At 69.5% G+C, this 12,611-nt stretch carries 15 protein-coding genes; 7 read left to right on the plus strand and 8 right to left on the minus strand.

Going from position 1 to position 12,611, the window contains the following annotated elements; genetic code table 11:
• Positions 1–78 precede the first annotated feature (78 nt).
• Both ACWDSJ_RS19695 and ACWDSJ_RS19700 read left to right on the plus strand, forming a co-directional pair.
• Positions 79–759 carry a PAS and ANTAR domain-containing protein gene (locus tag ACWDSJ_RS19695; protein WP_450033470.1) on the plus strand — a complete coding sequence of 227 codons (681 nt, stop codon included), beginning with the start codon at positions 79–81 and terminating at the stop codon, positions 757–759.
• Between the two features lie 73 nt (positions 760–832).
• A complete protein-coding gene (locus ACWDSJ_RS19700) occupies positions 833–1,591 on the plus strand; it encodes a DUF2382 domain-containing protein (protein WP_450033471.1) in 759 nt (252 codons plus the stop codon).
• A gap of 178 nt (positions 1,592–1,769) precedes the next feature.
• On the opposite strand, the gene ACWDSJ_RS19705 is transcribed toward ACWDSJ_RS19700, so the two are convergent.
• The 6 genes from ACWDSJ_RS19705 to pgsA form a co-directional block, all read right to left on the minus strand.
• Positions 1,770–2,222, minus strand: a complete 453-nt coding sequence (locus tag ACWDSJ_RS19705; protein ID WP_450033472.1) for an SRPBCC family protein — start codon at positions 2,220–2,222, stop codon at positions 1,770–1,772.
• A 108-nt stretch (positions 2,223–2,330) separates the two neighbouring features.
• The gene (gene pspM, locus ACWDSJ_RS19710) at positions 2,331–3,149 is read right to left on the minus strand and encodes a phage shock envelope stress response protein PspM (RefSeq protein ID WP_450033473.1); all 819 of its coding nucleotides are present in this window, start codon (positions 3,147–3,149) and stop codon (positions 2,331–2,333) included.
• 867 nt (positions 3,150–4,016) lie between these two features.
• The gene (gene pspA / locus ACWDSJ_RS19715) at positions 4,017–4,832 is read right to left on the minus strand and encodes a phage shock protein PspA (RefSeq protein WP_387356344.1); all 816 of its coding nucleotides are present in this window, start codon (positions 4,830–4,832) and stop codon (positions 4,017–4,019) included.
• 199 nt (positions 4,833–5,031) lie between these two features.
• A complete protein-coding gene (locus ACWDSJ_RS19720; protein ID WP_450033474.1) occupies positions 5,032–5,433 on the minus strand; it encodes a helix-turn-helix domain-containing protein in 402 nt (133 codons plus the stop codon).
• Positions 5,434–5,486: 53 nt separating this feature from the next.
• Positions 5,487–5,993 carry a CinA family protein gene (locus tag ACWDSJ_RS19725; protein WP_450033475.1) on the minus strand — a complete coding sequence of 169 codons (507 nt, stop codon included), beginning with the start codon at positions 5,991–5,993 and terminating at the stop codon, positions 5,487–5,489.
• Entirely contained in the window at positions 5,990–6,634 is a 645-nt protein-coding gene (gene pgsA, locus ACWDSJ_RS19730) for a CDP-diacylglycerol--glycerol-3-phosphate 3-phosphatidyltransferase (protein ID WP_450033508.1), read from the minus strand. The genes ACWDSJ_RS19725 and pgsA overlap by 4 nt, the downstream gene beginning before the upstream one ends.
• A 140-nt stretch (positions 6,635–6,774) precedes the next feature.
• On the opposite strand from pgsA, the gene ACWDSJ_RS19735 reads away from it, so the two are divergent.
• The 4 genes from ACWDSJ_RS19735 to ACWDSJ_RS19750 are packed head-to-tail and all read left to right on the plus strand — an operon-like array spanning position 6,775 to position 8,361.
• Positions 6,775–7,317: an amino-acid N-acetyltransferase gene (locus ACWDSJ_RS19735; protein ID WP_450033476.1), complete on the plus strand. Its 543-nt coding sequence runs from the start codon at positions 6,775–6,777 to the stop codon at positions 7,315–7,317.
• Positions 7,318–7,335: 18 nt separating this feature from the next.
• Positions 7,336–7,629: a YciI family protein gene (locus tag ACWDSJ_RS19740; protein WP_450033477.1), complete on the plus strand. Its 294-nt coding sequence runs from the start codon at positions 7,336–7,338 to the stop codon at positions 7,627–7,629.
• A gap of 9 nt (positions 7,630–7,638) precedes the next feature.
• The gene (locus ACWDSJ_RS19745; RefSeq protein ID WP_387356334.1) at positions 7,639–7,932 is read left to right on the plus strand and encodes a hypothetical protein; all 294 of its coding nucleotides are present in this window, start codon (positions 7,639–7,641) and stop codon (positions 7,930–7,932) included.
• Between the two features lie 9 nt (positions 7,933–7,941).
• Positions 7,942–8,361 carry a TIGR03668 family PPOX class F420-dependent oxidoreductase gene (locus tag ACWDSJ_RS19750; protein WP_450033478.1) on the plus strand — a complete coding sequence of 140 codons (420 nt, stop codon included), beginning with the start codon at positions 7,942–7,944 and terminating at the stop codon, positions 8,359–8,361.
• On the opposite strand, the gene ACWDSJ_RS19755 is transcribed toward ACWDSJ_RS19750, so the two are convergent.
• Positions 8,362–10,953, minus strand: coding sequence for a DNA translocase FtsK (locus ACWDSJ_RS19755; protein WP_450033479.1), 2,592 nt, complete (start codon positions 10,951–10,953; stop codon positions 8,362–8,364).
• A 165-nt stretch (positions 10,954–11,118) separates the two neighbouring features.
• Between ACWDSJ_RS19755 and ACWDSJ_RS19760 the strand changes: the two genes are divergently transcribed.
• Entirely contained in the window at positions 11,119–11,913 is a 795-nt protein-coding gene (locus tag ACWDSJ_RS19760) for an SAM-dependent methyltransferase (protein WP_450033480.1), read from the plus strand.
• On the opposite strand, the gene ACWDSJ_RS19765 is transcribed toward ACWDSJ_RS19760, so the two are convergent.
• The gene (locus tag ACWDSJ_RS19765; RefSeq protein ID WP_450033481.1) at positions 11,910–12,533 is read right to left on the minus strand and encodes a TIGR03085 family metal-binding protein; all 624 of its coding nucleotides are present in this window, start codon (positions 12,531–12,533) and stop codon (positions 11,910–11,912) included. The two genes, ACWDSJ_RS19760 and ACWDSJ_RS19765, sit on opposite strands and share 4 nt — an antisense overlap.
• Positions 12,534–12,611: the final 78 nt, after the last annotated feature.

Below are 12,611 nucleotides of genomic sequence, written 5' to 3' on the forward strand. Positions count from 1 at the left end.
GGGTGTGGCCCGAATGCGCAGGTGTGGAAAGTCCGGGCAGTGGGTACTCGGTAACGCCGGGTAGCGGATACTGGTTCGATGATCGACGGTGAGAAGCTCGAGCCGCAGCTGGTGAGCGTGCTCGGGAGTGTGATCGGCAACGAGCCCTGTGCGAATACCGGGGAGTTTCGTTTCAACTTTGCCGATCGCCGGTGGGAGTGGTCGGACGAGCTGGCGCGCATGCACGGCTACGAACCCGGAACCGTCGAGCCGACCACCGAGCTGCTGCTGTCGCATCAGCACCCGAACGATCGGGCCACGGTCGAGACGCTGATCGAGAAGATCGTGGAGACCAGCGAGCCGTTCTGTAGTCGGCATCGGATCATCGACACCGCCGGGGACGTGCACGAGGTGATCGTGATCGCCGATTACGACACCGACGACGCCGGCCGGATCGTCGGCACGGTCGGCTACTACATCGAGTTGACCGGCATCCTCGCCGAGGAGCGCAACGACGTCATCGACGAGATCCTGCCCGACTTGGTCGCCTCGCGCGCGCCGATCGAGCAGGCCAAGGGGATTCTGTCGATGATCTACGAACTGGACTCCGATCAGGCCTTCGCCGTGCTCAAATGGCGCTCCCAGCACACCAACGTCAAGATTCGCGAACTGGCCCTGCAGCTCGTGCACGACGCCCGGCATCTGGAACCCAACCGGGCCGGGCTGCGGATGCGCTTCGATCATGTGCTGCTGACCGTGCACGAACGGGTGCCCGTCTAGGCCCGAGCGTTTGGCTGGCATACGGTCGGCTACCCCCCAGCTATAGCTGTCCACTATCGCATTGGGAGGAAGCATGGCCGACGTGATGCAGAGCCTGATGGCCAGCACGGTCTACGACACGCAGGGCGAGAAGGTCGGTGAGGTCACCCAGGTCTACCTGGACGACCGTACGGGCGCCCCGAGCTGGGTCAGCGCCAAGACGGGCCTGATGCACGGCGACGCGCTCGTGCCGCTCACCGGCGCGAATCTCGACACCGATCGGCACACTCTCAGCGTGCCGGTCAGCAAAGACAAGGTGAAGTCGGCTCCGCACGTGGAGCAGGACGGTCACATCAGCCCAGAGGGCGAGCAGCAGCTGTTCGCGCACTACGGGATCGATCCGAGCCGGGCGAGCCAGACCGGGTACGGCCGCTACCGCACCGAGGGCGATCGGCGTTCCCCGGCCGACGATTCGATGGTCCGCTCCGAGGAACACCTCGACGTCCACACCGAATCGCAAGAAGTCGGCAAGGCACGACTGCGCAAATACGTCGTGACGGAGAACGAACAGGTTAACGTTCCGGTGCAGCACGAAGAGGTGCACATCGAGCGGGAACCCATCCGGGATCCGAAGGCCGTGCGGGACGCCGATTTCGGCGAGGCCGAACAGGAGGTCACCCTGCACGAGGATCGCGTGGTGGTCGACAAGGAAGCGGTGCCGGTGGAGCGGGTCCGGCTGGCGGTGGACGAGGTCGAGGATCAACAGACCGTGTCCGACACCGTCCGCAAGGAGCGCTTCGAGACCGAGGGTCTCGACACCGAGCGCCGCGGCGACGACCGGCGGAAGCGCTGATCGCGCTCTCGCCGAGCACGTCACCCCCCATTGGACAGTGCCTCGCGGCACTCGGATCCGGGGTGACAGGCCGACGGAGATCTTCGCCCGGGCCCTGCGCGGCTCGCCGCTCCGGGCGAAGCTCCGTCGGCCGATCACCGGGACTTCTTCATATGCCCCGATGGCCAGATCCGGCCGATCACCGGTACTTCTTGATCCGCCCGATGGCCAGATCGCCGAGGCGATGCAGGGATTCGATATTGCGCGGGGCCAGCGCCAGCTGTTGGAGATTCGCGGGGAGCAGCTTGCCGGGGCCGCGCGAGACGTGTTCGCCCATGCGGATCTCGGTGCGGCCGTCTGCGGTCTCCTCGAGGTCGAGGCGGATCAGCGCCGCGCCGAGCGGCCACAGCCGGGCCTCGAGTTCGAGCATGCGCGGCGGTTCGAGGGCGCGCACGACGGTGATGTCGCGGCGGTTCAGCGGCCAGGGGCCGATGCTGTGATGGATTCGGGTGCCCACCGCGGGCCAGCCCGGGTCGACATCGCGAATATGGGACGCGCCGACCACCCACAGGCCGTACAGCCAGCCGTCGGAGAGGACGGCGAACACGTCCTCCGGACTCGCGTCCACGATCGTCTTCGCTTCGAACGCCACCGCACACCTCCGCTTCCCGGGACTTCGCCAATGCCAACCGGCGGGAGATACCCGGCTGTGGGTCGGGCAAACGATCGTCGGCGGTGGGCCACCGGGCCGTCCGGCCGACTACCCCCGGCGGCGGTCGGCGAGGTCGGTGAGGGCTTGGGCCCAGCCGTCGAGGCGGTCGGCGGCGTCGCGTAGATTCGTCAGGGCCCAGCCCAGATCGTCGGGGGCGGCAGGCGCGTCGGGAGCGGCCAGGACGCGTCCCGCGGCGGCGACCAGCTGCTCGTATTCCACGACCCCGTGCTCGAGCCGGGTCACGGCGTGCCCCACCTGCTCGGCCAGCCCGGGGGTGGATATCGAATTCACCTGTGCGACAACGCCGATCGCCTGTTCCATGGCGGCGATGTCGGCGGCCAGCGCGTGCAGGGCGGCCGCGCCGGAGTGCGCGGTCTGGAGGGTGTCGGCGACGTCGTCCTCGGGCAGCCGTGCGCCGTGGGCGATTCGGCGGCCGAGCACATGCAGCGCGCGTTCGGCGCGGACCAGCCGGGCAATGGGTTCGCGGGCGGACGAGCGAACCGGTGGGAGTTTGCGCGGCACGAAGGTCGGGTCGGGCAACGGGTTGCGGCGCAGTTCGAGGTAGCGCTTGGTGGTGACGGCCGCCCCGGTGACCAGGGCCGCCGCCCCGCCACCGACGACGAGCACGGCCCAGGCGGGAGCCGAGATCAGCACCAGCCCAGCGGTTCCCAACGCGGTCACACCGGAAGCCGCGCTCAGCCGCAGGCTACGCCGCCGCACCCGCCGCCGTCGCCGCAATTCCCGTTCGCGAGGATCGGCCCATTTCCGGACCGCGTGCAACGCATGCTCCCCCGCCTCCCGCAAACCCTCCGACAACCGCCGCGCCTGCTCCACCGACTCGACCTGTCCAGCGGTCTCCGCGATCATGTCCCGCAGAACGCGCCCCCGGGAATCCCGCCGACGACCCGCATCCGCGCGACCCCCGCCCCACGAACCCGAATCGCCTTGCGGCGCAGAACCGGTTGCTCCCCTGACACGCGAACGTGAATCACCGTGCGGCATAGAGTTAGCCGCTCCCCCAGCACGCGAACCCGAATCGCCCAGCGACCCAGAACCGGCCGCTCCCCGGGCGCGCGAACGCGAATCACCGTGCGGAACGGAGCCAGCTGCTCCCCCGGCACGCGAACGTGAATCGCTCTGCGACAGAGAGGTAGCCGCTCCCTCGGAATGCGAACCCGAATGGCCTTGCGGCACAGAACCGGCCGCTCCCCTGGCAGGCGGACCCGAATCGCCGTACGGCACAGAGCCAGCCGCTTCCCCGACACGCGGACCCGCATCGCCCTGCGGCACAGGACCCGCCGCTGCCCCGACACGGGAAGCGGAATCGCCCTGTGGCACAGCGCCGGTCGTTCGCCCGGCAACCCGGGGCGAACCTTTGGCACGCGGGTCGGAACGGCCTTGGCGCGCCGGGGCTTCCCGGGGCGCGCGTCGGCTCCGCGGATTGCCGGGTATCGGCTCGGTGAGGGGCGTCTGCCACCACCGGCCGGAGTCCGCGTCGGGTGAGGCGGGGTGAGCGCCCTCGTCGGCGGAGCGGGCGGCTGTCTCGCGAGGCGGGTTCGGGGCCGTTCGCTCGCCGGTGGTGGGCGGGGGCTCGGGACGGAAGCCCGTGGGGAACAACGACTTCCAGGCAGGGCGGGGTGGCTCGGGGGACGGGAAGCGGGCGCGGGAAGTCGCGGACTGCGCGGAGGTCCGCGACTTTCCCTTCACTGCGACGCCTTTCGAGAAGCCGAGCGGTTACTGCTGGGTGGCCTGGTCCTGGTTGGCCTGGGGCTGGGGAGCGGCCGGGTTGGGGATGGCCTGCTGCTGGCCGCCCGCGGGGAGGGCGTCGCCGCGCATGGAGGCGCGGATCTGCTCGAGGCGGTTGTGCCCGGCCATCTGCACGCTGGCCTGCTGGACCTCGAGCATGCGGCCCTGCACCGAGTTCTGGGCGAGTTCGGCCGCGCCGAGGGCGTTGGCGTAGCGGCGCTCGATCTTCTCGCGCACCGCGTCCAGGCTCGGGGTGGAGCCGGGCGCGGACAGGGTGGAGTCCATCTGCTGGAGCGAGGCCGAGACCTGCTCCTGCATCTTGGCCTGCTCGAGCTGGCTGAGCAGCTTGGTGCGCTCGGCGACCTTCTGCTGCAACAGCATCGCGTTCTGCTCGACCGCCTTCTTGGCCTGCGCCGCGGCCTGGAGGGACTGGTCGTGCAGCACCTTGAGGTCCTCGACGGCCTGCTCGGCGGTGACCAGCTGGGCCGCGAACGCCTCGGCGGCGTTGGTGTACTGGATCGCCTTCTCGGTGTCGCCGGCCTGGGTGGCCTGATCGGCCAGCATGACGGCCTGCCGCGCGTTGGCGTTGAGCTTCTCGACCTCGTCGAGCTGCCGGTTCAGCTTCATCTCCAGCTGACGCTGGTTGCCGATCACCGACGCGGCCTGCTGGGACAGGGCCTGATGCTGACGCTGGGCTTCCTCGATAGCCTGCTGAATCTGGACCTTCGGATCCGCGTGCTCCTCGATCTTGGAATCGAAGAGGGCCATGAGGTACTTCCAGGCCTTGACGAACGGATTAGCCATCGATTGATCCCGCCTCCATCTGACGCGCCGCGCCCTAGCGCGACTAGTGCGCGACCGTCACGCACCTCGTGTCCCTAACCTCCGCGCCGACGCCCGAGTGAACCGGCCGGTTACCGACGCTCATAGAGAATCTATCCGTTTCCGCTCCGTCGTACAGCGTTGCCCGGCGCCGAAACTCGACGCCGGGCGACTTCGTCGCTCACTTCGCTTGCACCAGTACCAACTTCTCCGCGCGCGGGGCGGGAATGACGATCCGCGTGTCCCCGGCGATCGACCCCAGCGACGCCACGGCGTCGACGGGCACCGGCTCGGCGGCCGTATCGGCCTCGGCCGGAACCTCGCGGGCGGGTTCGCGGACGGTGTCGCCGTGCGCGTCGGCCATGGCCTCGCCGACGTCGATCAACACTTGCGACAGCGGCACGTCGAGGGCCTCGCAGATGGCGGCCAGCAGCTCGCTGGACGCCTCCTTGCGGCCGCGTTCGACCTCGGACAGGTAACCCAGGCTCACCCGAGCCGAGGTCGAGACCTCGCGCAGAGTCCGGCTCTGGGCCGTCCGAGCGCGCCGCAGACTTTCCCCGATGGCTTCTCGCAGCAGCGTCATCTCGTTCTCCTTACGTACTCTCCTCGCCGGACCGAGCGTATGCAGTGACAACGTCACGCACTGCCGGGTTGGTTCCCGACCGTGATGCGTACGAGTTCGACGACGGCCGCGCGCACCGCCGCCAATCTGATCGTCCACCGGTCCCCGGCGAGTTTCAACCGCATCACCTCGGTGCCCTCGGATCCGGACACCCCCAGGTAGACCGTGCCGGGCGGATGTCCGTCCTGCGGGTCGGGCCCGGCCACCCCGGTCAGGCCGACCCCGAGATCGGCCCCGCAGACCGTGCGCGCGCCCACGGCCAGCTGTTCGGCGGTGCGCGCGGAGACCGGGCCGTCGGTGGTCAGTGTGTGTTCGCTCACCCCGGCGAGGGTGTGCTTGAGGTCGGTGGCGTAGACGATGAGACCGCCGCGCAACACCGTGCTCGCGCCCGGCACGCCCGCGACCGTCGCGGCCAGCAGACCGGCGGTCAGCGATTCGGCGGTGGCGAGCGTGGTGCCGCTCGCGCGCAGCCCGGCGACCAGCTCGGTCGCGGGAACCGCCGCGGTCAGCGGGTCGCTCATGGCCGTTTGACCGGCCCCGACCACAGCCGGGCCGCCTGCACGACGTAGTCCAGCCCGGTCACGACGGTCAGCACGACCGCCACGTACATGAGCACTTGGCCCGCGGTGGCGAACATCCCCGACAACGGCAGCAGCAGCACGCCGATCGCCAGCGACTGCACCAGCGTCTTGAGCTTGCCGCCGCGCCCGGCCGGAATCACCCCGCGCCGCACCACGGCCAGCCGCAGCAGCGTCACCCCGAGTTCGCGCGCGCAGATGACCACGGTGATCCACCAGGCCAGATCCCCCAGCGCCGACAGACCGATCAGGGCCGCGCCGATCAACGCCTTGTCGGCGATCGGGTCGGCCAGTTTGCCGAAATCGGTGACCAGACCGTACTTCCGGGCCAGCTGACCGTCCACCCGGTCGGTGATGGCGGCGACGCCGAACAGCACGGTCGCGCCGATCCGCCATTCGGTGTCGTGCCCGCCAGCGGCGAACAGGGCCAGCAGGAACAGCGGCACGATCAGGATGCGCAGCACGGTCAGCACATTGGCGACGTTCATCAACGGGACGGCCGACGGTTCGACCGCGCGCGGGACCGCCGCCGCCGGGACGAGATTCGGCCGCGCCCGCGCGGCCTCCGGCCAAGGGTGGTCCATATCGTCGCTCTGCACGCTCACCGGCACCCCCGGCCGCGGTCGACCAGGCCACGGACCCCGGCGCGGGCGGGCGAACGGGCGGGCTGGGTGTGCGGCACTCCACCAGACTATCGGTATCGGACCCGACTACTGTGCACCCCATGACAACACGGGCACCCCACAGTGATTCGATCGGCGGCGCGCAAACGGGCACCCCGATCGTCCGCCGTGCCCGGACCTCGGACGTGCCCGCGATCAAGGACCTCGTCGACGTCTACGCGGGCAAGATCCTGCTGGAGAAGAATCTGGTCAACCTCTACGAATCCGTCCAGGAGTTCTGGGTCGCCGAGGTGGACGGCCGGCTCGTCGGCTGCGGCGCCCTGCACGTGCTGTGGGCGGATCTGGGCGAGGTGCGCACGGTCGCGGTGCACCCGGAGGTGAAGGGCAAGGGCATCGGCCGCCTGATCGTGGACCGGCTCGTCGAGACCGCCCGCGACCTCGAGCTCGAGCGGCTGTTCGTGCTCACCTTCGAGGTGGACTTCTTCGCCCGGCACGGCTTCGTGGAGATCGACGGCACGCCCGTCACCGCCGAGGTGTTCGCCGAGATGTGCCGGTCCTACGACACCGGCGTCGCGGAGTTCCTGGACCTGAGCTACGTCAAGCCGAACACCCTCGGCAATACTCGAATGTTGTTGACCCTCTGAGCCTTTCGGGAGCCCGCGATGCCGTTGTTCGCCGTCCACTACACCTACGCCGAGGCCGCCGCCGCGGGCCGCGACGAACACCGCCCCGAACACCGCGCCTGGCTGTCGGGCCTGGTGGACCAGGGCGTGGTGGTGACCAGCGGCCCCTACCCCGACGGTTCGGGCGCGCTGATCATCGTCCGCGCCGAGGACGCCGACACCGTGACGAAGACGCTGGCCCAGGACCCGTTCGCGCGGGAGGGCCTGATCGAATCGGTCCGCTTCGTCGAATGGCAGCCGGTGATGGGCGCTCTGGTCGAGCCGTTGCCGTAACTTGTGACCATGGATGAGGGCCTTCGGTTCGCGTCGACCGTCGAGGAACTCGACGCGCTGCCGCTGATGTCGGTGATCATGGAATGCAAGCCGTCCCGGTCGGTCTTCCAGAAGTGGCGGGACGGGCAGGGCCGGACGTTGAAGTGGATGCGCATGCGCAGCGAGAACCGGTACACCTCCGAGGAGCTGTGCATCGGGATGTTCCCGCTCACCGCGCCGCAGCAGTACCGCTTCGTCGTCCTCTACGACCCCTCGGTGCACGGGCATCCGGACGAATGGGAGTCCGTCGCGGCGCAGGCGTAGCCTCGTCGGGTGCGGATGGATCCGAGCGCGGCATGGGATCGGTTCCGGGCGCAGCGCGTCGCGCGGCTGGCGACGGTGAGCGGTGACGGGCGACCGCATCTGGTGCCGGTGACCTTCGCCGCCGAACCCCCGGTGATCGTGATCGCCATCGATCACAAGCCCAAGACGACCACGAATCTGCGGCGGCTGCGCAATATCGCCGAGAACGACCGGGTTTCGCTGCTCGCCGACGACTACGACGAGGACTGGACCCGCCTGTGGTGGGTGCGGCTCGACGGCGCGGCGCGGGTGCTGACCGACGGCGTCGAGCACACGGCCGCGCTCGACCGGTTGATCGCGAAATACGTTCAGTACCAACGTGTTCCGCCGACCGGCCCGGTGATCCGCATCGAGGTCGACGCGATCGTCGGCTGGACCGGCGCGGCCTGACTACTCGGCCGGTCCGTCGGCGTCGCCGGGCGGCGCGTCCCCGCCGCCGCGGATCGCGTAGAGCGTGCCGGGCAGTTCGTCGGGTTTCACCAGCACGTCGCGGGCCTTGGAACCCTCACTGGGACCGACGATCCCGCGCGTCTCCATGAGGTCCATGAGCCGCCCGGCCTTGGCGAAACCCACCCGCAGCTTGCGCTGCAACATCGACGTCGAACCGAACTGCGAGGTCACCACGAGTTCCACGGCCTGCAACAGCAGTTCGAGGTCGTCGCCGATATCGGGATCGATCTCCTTGGCCTCGCCGGACTTGGCGGCGGTGACGCCCTCCTCGTACTCCGGTTCGGCCTGGTTCTTGGCGAAGTCGACGATGCGCGAGATCTCCTCGTCGGAGATGAACGCGCCCTGGAGGCGGGTCGGCTTGGACGCGCCCATCGGCAGGAACAGCCCGTCGCCCATGCCGATCAGCTTCTCCGCGCCGGGCTGGTCGAGGATGACGCGGGAGTCGGTCAGCGAGGACGTCGCGAAGGCCAGGCGCGAGGGCACATTCGTCTTGATCAGACCGGTGACCACATCGACCGACGGGCGCTGGGTGGCGAGCACGAGGTGGATGCCCGCCGCGCGCGCCTTCTGGGTGATGCGCACGATCGCGTCCTCGACGTCGCGGGGGGCGGTCATCATGAGATCGGCCAGCTCGTCGACGATCGCGAGGATGTAGGGATACGGGCGGTACACGCGCTCGCTGCCCAGCGGCGTGGTGATCTGGCCCGACCTGACCTTCTTGTTGAAGTCGTCGATGTGGCGGACCTTGCTGGCCTGCATGTCCTGATACCGCTGTTCCATCTCCTCGACCAGCCACGCCAGCGCGGCCGCGGCCTTCTTGGGCTGGGTGATGATGGGGGTGATCAGGTGCGGAATGCCTTCGTACGGAGTCAGTTCCACCATCTTGGGGTCGATGAGGATCATCCGGACCTCGTCGGGGGTGGCCCGCTGCAACAGCGAGACCAGCATCGAGTTCACGAAACTCGACTTGCCCGAACCGGTGGAACCGGCCACCAGCAGATGCGGCATCTTGGCGAGGTTGGCGCACAGGAAGTCGCCCTCGATGTTCTTGCCGAGGCCGATCACCAAGGGGTGGTGGTCGTTTCGGGTCGAGGGGGCCTTGAGCACGTCGGCGAGGCGGACCAGTTCACGATCGGCGTTGGGGACCTCGATGCCCACCGCGGATTTGCCGGGGATGGGCGCGAGCAGGCGAACGTTCTCGGTCGCCACCGCGTAGGCGATGTTGCGGGCGAGCTGGGTGATCTTCTCGACCTTCACGCCCGGCCCGAGTTCGACCTCGTAGCGGGTGACCGTCGGGCCGCGCACGAATCCGGTGACCGCGGCGTCGATCTTGAACTGCACCAGCACCTCGGTGATCGCCTCGATCATCGATTCGTTGGCGGCGCTGCGTTTCTTGGGCGGGTCGCCGTCGACGAGCAGGGACAGCGGCGGCAGGTGGTAGTCGCCCTCGACCTCGCGTTCGGGGGCGAACTCGAGTTGTTCGGGGGCGGGCGGTTCGGGGGTCTGGTCGACGACCTTGGGAGCCTTGCGCGCCTTGGGTTTCGCGGGCGCGGGCGGTTCGGGCTCGGGGGTGACGATGTCCTTGGCGTCGCGCAGCGGCGGTTCGCCGAGGGCCTCGGTGACCGCGTCGGAGCCGCCGAACTCGTCGGGCGGGTAGTTCTCCTCGGGGGTGCGGCCGCGCTTGCCCGTGCCGGGGTGGATCGGGAAGCCGTCGTCGTCGTAGTTCTCGGGATCGTAGCGGCCGTAGCGCCCGTCGTAGGCGTCGTATTCGTCGCCGCCGGTGCCGGTGCCGAACAGCCACCGCAGTTTGGCGGGGACCTCGCGCACGGTGGTGCCGGTGATCAGCAGCAGGCCGAACACCATGGCCAGCAGCAGCAGCGGGACCGCGAGCCAGGAGGTCAGGCCGTCGCGCAGCGGGCCGCCCGCGACGTAGCCGACGAAGCCCGCGGCGTGCGCCCGGCCGTGCTGATCGGCCGGGGCGCCCGCGGCGATGTGCCACAGGCCCAGCGCGGGCAGGCCCAGGAGCAGACCGCCCAGGACCAGGCGGGGACGGATCTCGGGGCGGGGTTCGGTGCGCATGAGCACGACCGCGATGGCGGTCGCCACGAACGGCATTGCGCCCGAGGCGGATCCGCCGATCCAGCGCACCGCGGTGTCGACCGCGTGCCCGACCGGACCGCCCGCCGACAGCCACACCGCGGCCGCGATGACGACGCTGAACCCGATGAGCGCCAAGGCTATTCCGTCGCGGCGATGCCCGTGCTCGATCTCCCCCGCGCGGCTGAGCGTGCGCGTGGTCGCGCCCACCCCGCGCGCGAGCATGTTCCAGCCATTGCCCACGCCGCGGCCGAAGACCGCCAGCGGGGCCGTGTTCGACCGCGGCCGCGGCGCCGGACGCCGCGTCGCCGTGGTCCGCCCGCGCGCCGTCGTCCGCGTCCGTGAGCTTCCCGAACGGGTCCGCGCCGGGGCCCGCCCCCGGCCCGTTCCCGCCCGCGAACTCGACGCCGTACTGCCGCGGGACTTACCTGCCATGCCCCTCAGGCTAACCGCAACGTCCCCATCCAGACCATCCGCAACACCCACACCACCGGTATCCCGCCCGACGCGCCCGAGGGAAATCGTCACTGAGCCGACGCGACGGGACCGGTGCTCCTACGATGTATCTGCATGTCCCAGCCTCACGTTGGTGTGGTCCCGATGAACGACGAAGACGTCAAAGCGGGTCAGGCGAAGCCGAGCATCGCCCGAACCTACAGTTACCTCCTCGGGGATCGTGATTACTACACGGTCGATCAGGAGGTCGGTCAGTATTTCACCGAATCCCTACCGGGTTCCGTTCGCATCGCCACCACCGCGCGCCGGGCGGTCGAACGGGCCGTGCGCGAGATCGCGCGCGACGGCGTCGCCCAGTTCATCGACTTCGGCTGCGGATTACCGACCGTGGACAATGTGCATCAGATCGCGCAGCGGGAGAATCCGGCCGCGCGCGTGGTGTACGTCGACAACGATCCCATCGTGGTGGCGCACGCCCGCGCGACCCTGGCCACCGACGCGCAGACCATCGTGGTCCAGGCCGATGTCCGCGACCCACGCGCGATTCACGACGACGAGTCCGTGCGCGCGCTGTTGGATTTCGAGCGACCGGTCGGGCTGCTGTTCAGCGCCGTCCTCGGCTTCCTCAACGACGACGAGAACCCCGACGGGCTCATGCGGTTCTGGGTCGACCACATCGCCTCGGGGAGCCGAATCTACGTGTCGCACTTCCGATCCGGGTTCAACGAGGAGACCGTGGCGACCGAACAGAAACTCCAGGGCACCTGGGGTCGCGGCCGCTGGCGCACCGACGCCGAGATCGCCACCCTCTTCGACGGTCTCGAACTGCTCGAACCCGGTCTGGTGCCGTGCGCGCTGTGGCGGCCGGGACCGGAGGGGCCGAGCGAGATCACCTCGTGGGAGCAGCTGATCGTCTCGGGCCTGGCCGCCAAACCCTAGATGCTGCGGTCGGCTTCGAACACGGCCCGCACGTTCTCCGGCGATCCGGAGGTGTCCAGCCGAACCTCGTTGCGGCCGAACGCGTGTAGCACCAGTTCCGACGGCTTGCCGGTGAGCACGACGGCGTCACCGCCGATATTGTGAGCGGTCACGCGCTCCCCGTCGGGCGTCGCCAGCACCACGCTGACCGGGGATTTGCGGTAGGCCATCTTGGCCATGCGCCGCAACGCCTTCCACAGCTGGGTCTCGTCGTCGGCGCTCAATTCCCGTGGCCGCCAACCGCTTCGGCCGCGGCGCACGTCCTCGTGATGGACGTACATCTCGGTGAGATTGGCGACCGCGTCGACCGGGCGCAGCGGCGACCACCACGGCGGCCCGGTGCGGATCTGCTCCAGCAGTTCGGCGAACGGGCGGCGCGCCGCCGACGCCTGCACCGAATCCAGGTATCCCGCAAGCGGTTTCAGCAGGATACCCGGCGCGGCGTCGGGCCTGCGCTCGCGCACCACCAGATGCGCGGCCAGATCCCGCGCCGTCCACGTCCCGCACAGGGTCGGCGCGTCCGGCCCCGCCTCGGTCATGGTGACGACCAGGGCGGCGCGCTCACGCTGAGCCATACTCATGCCCCGAGAATAGCCCTCCGACAGGGGCTCATTCTGTGGCCGCGGCCACACTCAGGGGCCGACGACCGTGGCTGATTC

Source organism: Nocardia sp. NPDC003482, assembly GCF_053588115.1.

What these genes read in the sequence shown, in the direction of transcription:
- ACWDSJ_RS19695 (WP_450033470.1), top strand. Translation starts at nt 79, where the DNA reads ATGATCGACGGTGAGAAGCTCGAGCCGCAGCTGGTGAGCGTGCTCGGG.
- ACWDSJ_RS19700 (WP_450033471.1), top strand. Translation starts at nt 833, where the DNA reads ATGGCCGACGTGATGCAGAGCCTGATGGCCAGCACGGTCTACGACACG.
- pspM (WP_450033473.1), bottom strand. Translation starts at nt 3,149, where the DNA reads ATGATCGCGGAGACCGCTGGACAGGTCGAGTCGGTGGAGCAGGCGCGG.
- pspA (WP_387356344.1), bottom strand. Translation starts at nt 4,832, where the DNA reads ATGGCTAATCCGTTCGTCAAGGCCTGGAAGTACCTCATGGCCCTCTTC.
- ACWDSJ_RS19720 (WP_450033474.1), bottom strand. Translation starts at nt 5,433, where the DNA reads ATGACGCTGCTGCGAGAAGCCATCGGGGAAAGTCTGCGGCGCGCTCGG.
- ACWDSJ_RS19725 (WP_450033475.1), bottom strand. Translation starts at nt 5,993, where the DNA reads ATGAGCGACCCGCTGACCGCGGCGGTTCCCGCGACCGAGCTGGTCGCC.
- pgsA (WP_450033508.1), bottom strand. Translation starts at nt 6,634, where the DNA reads ATGGACCACCCTTGGCCGGAGGCCGCGCGGGCGCGGCCGAATCTCGTC.
- ACWDSJ_RS19735 (WP_450033476.1), top strand. Translation starts at nt 6,775, where the DNA reads ATGACAACACGGGCACCCCACAGTGATTCGATCGGCGGCGCGCAAACG.
- ACWDSJ_RS19740 (WP_450033477.1), top strand. Translation starts at nt 7,336, where the DNA reads ATGCCGTTGTTCGCCGTCCACTACACCTACGCCGAGGCCGCCGCCGCG.
- ACWDSJ_RS19745 (WP_387356334.1), top strand. Translation starts at nt 7,639, where the DNA reads ATGGATGAGGGCCTTCGGTTCGCGTCGACCGTCGAGGAACTCGACGCG.
- ACWDSJ_RS19755 (WP_450033479.1), bottom strand. Translation starts at nt 10,953, where the DNA reads ATGGCAGGTAAGTCCCGCGGCAGTACGGCGTCGAGTTCGCGGGCGGGA.
- ACWDSJ_RS19760 (WP_450033480.1), top strand. Translation starts at nt 11,119, where the DNA reads ATGAACGACGAAGACGTCAAAGCGGGTCAGGCGAAGCCGAGCATCGCC.
- ACWDSJ_RS19765 (WP_450033481.1), bottom strand. Translation starts at nt 12,533, where the DNA reads ATGAGTATGGCTCAGCGTGAGCGCGCCGCCCTGGTCGTCACCATGACC.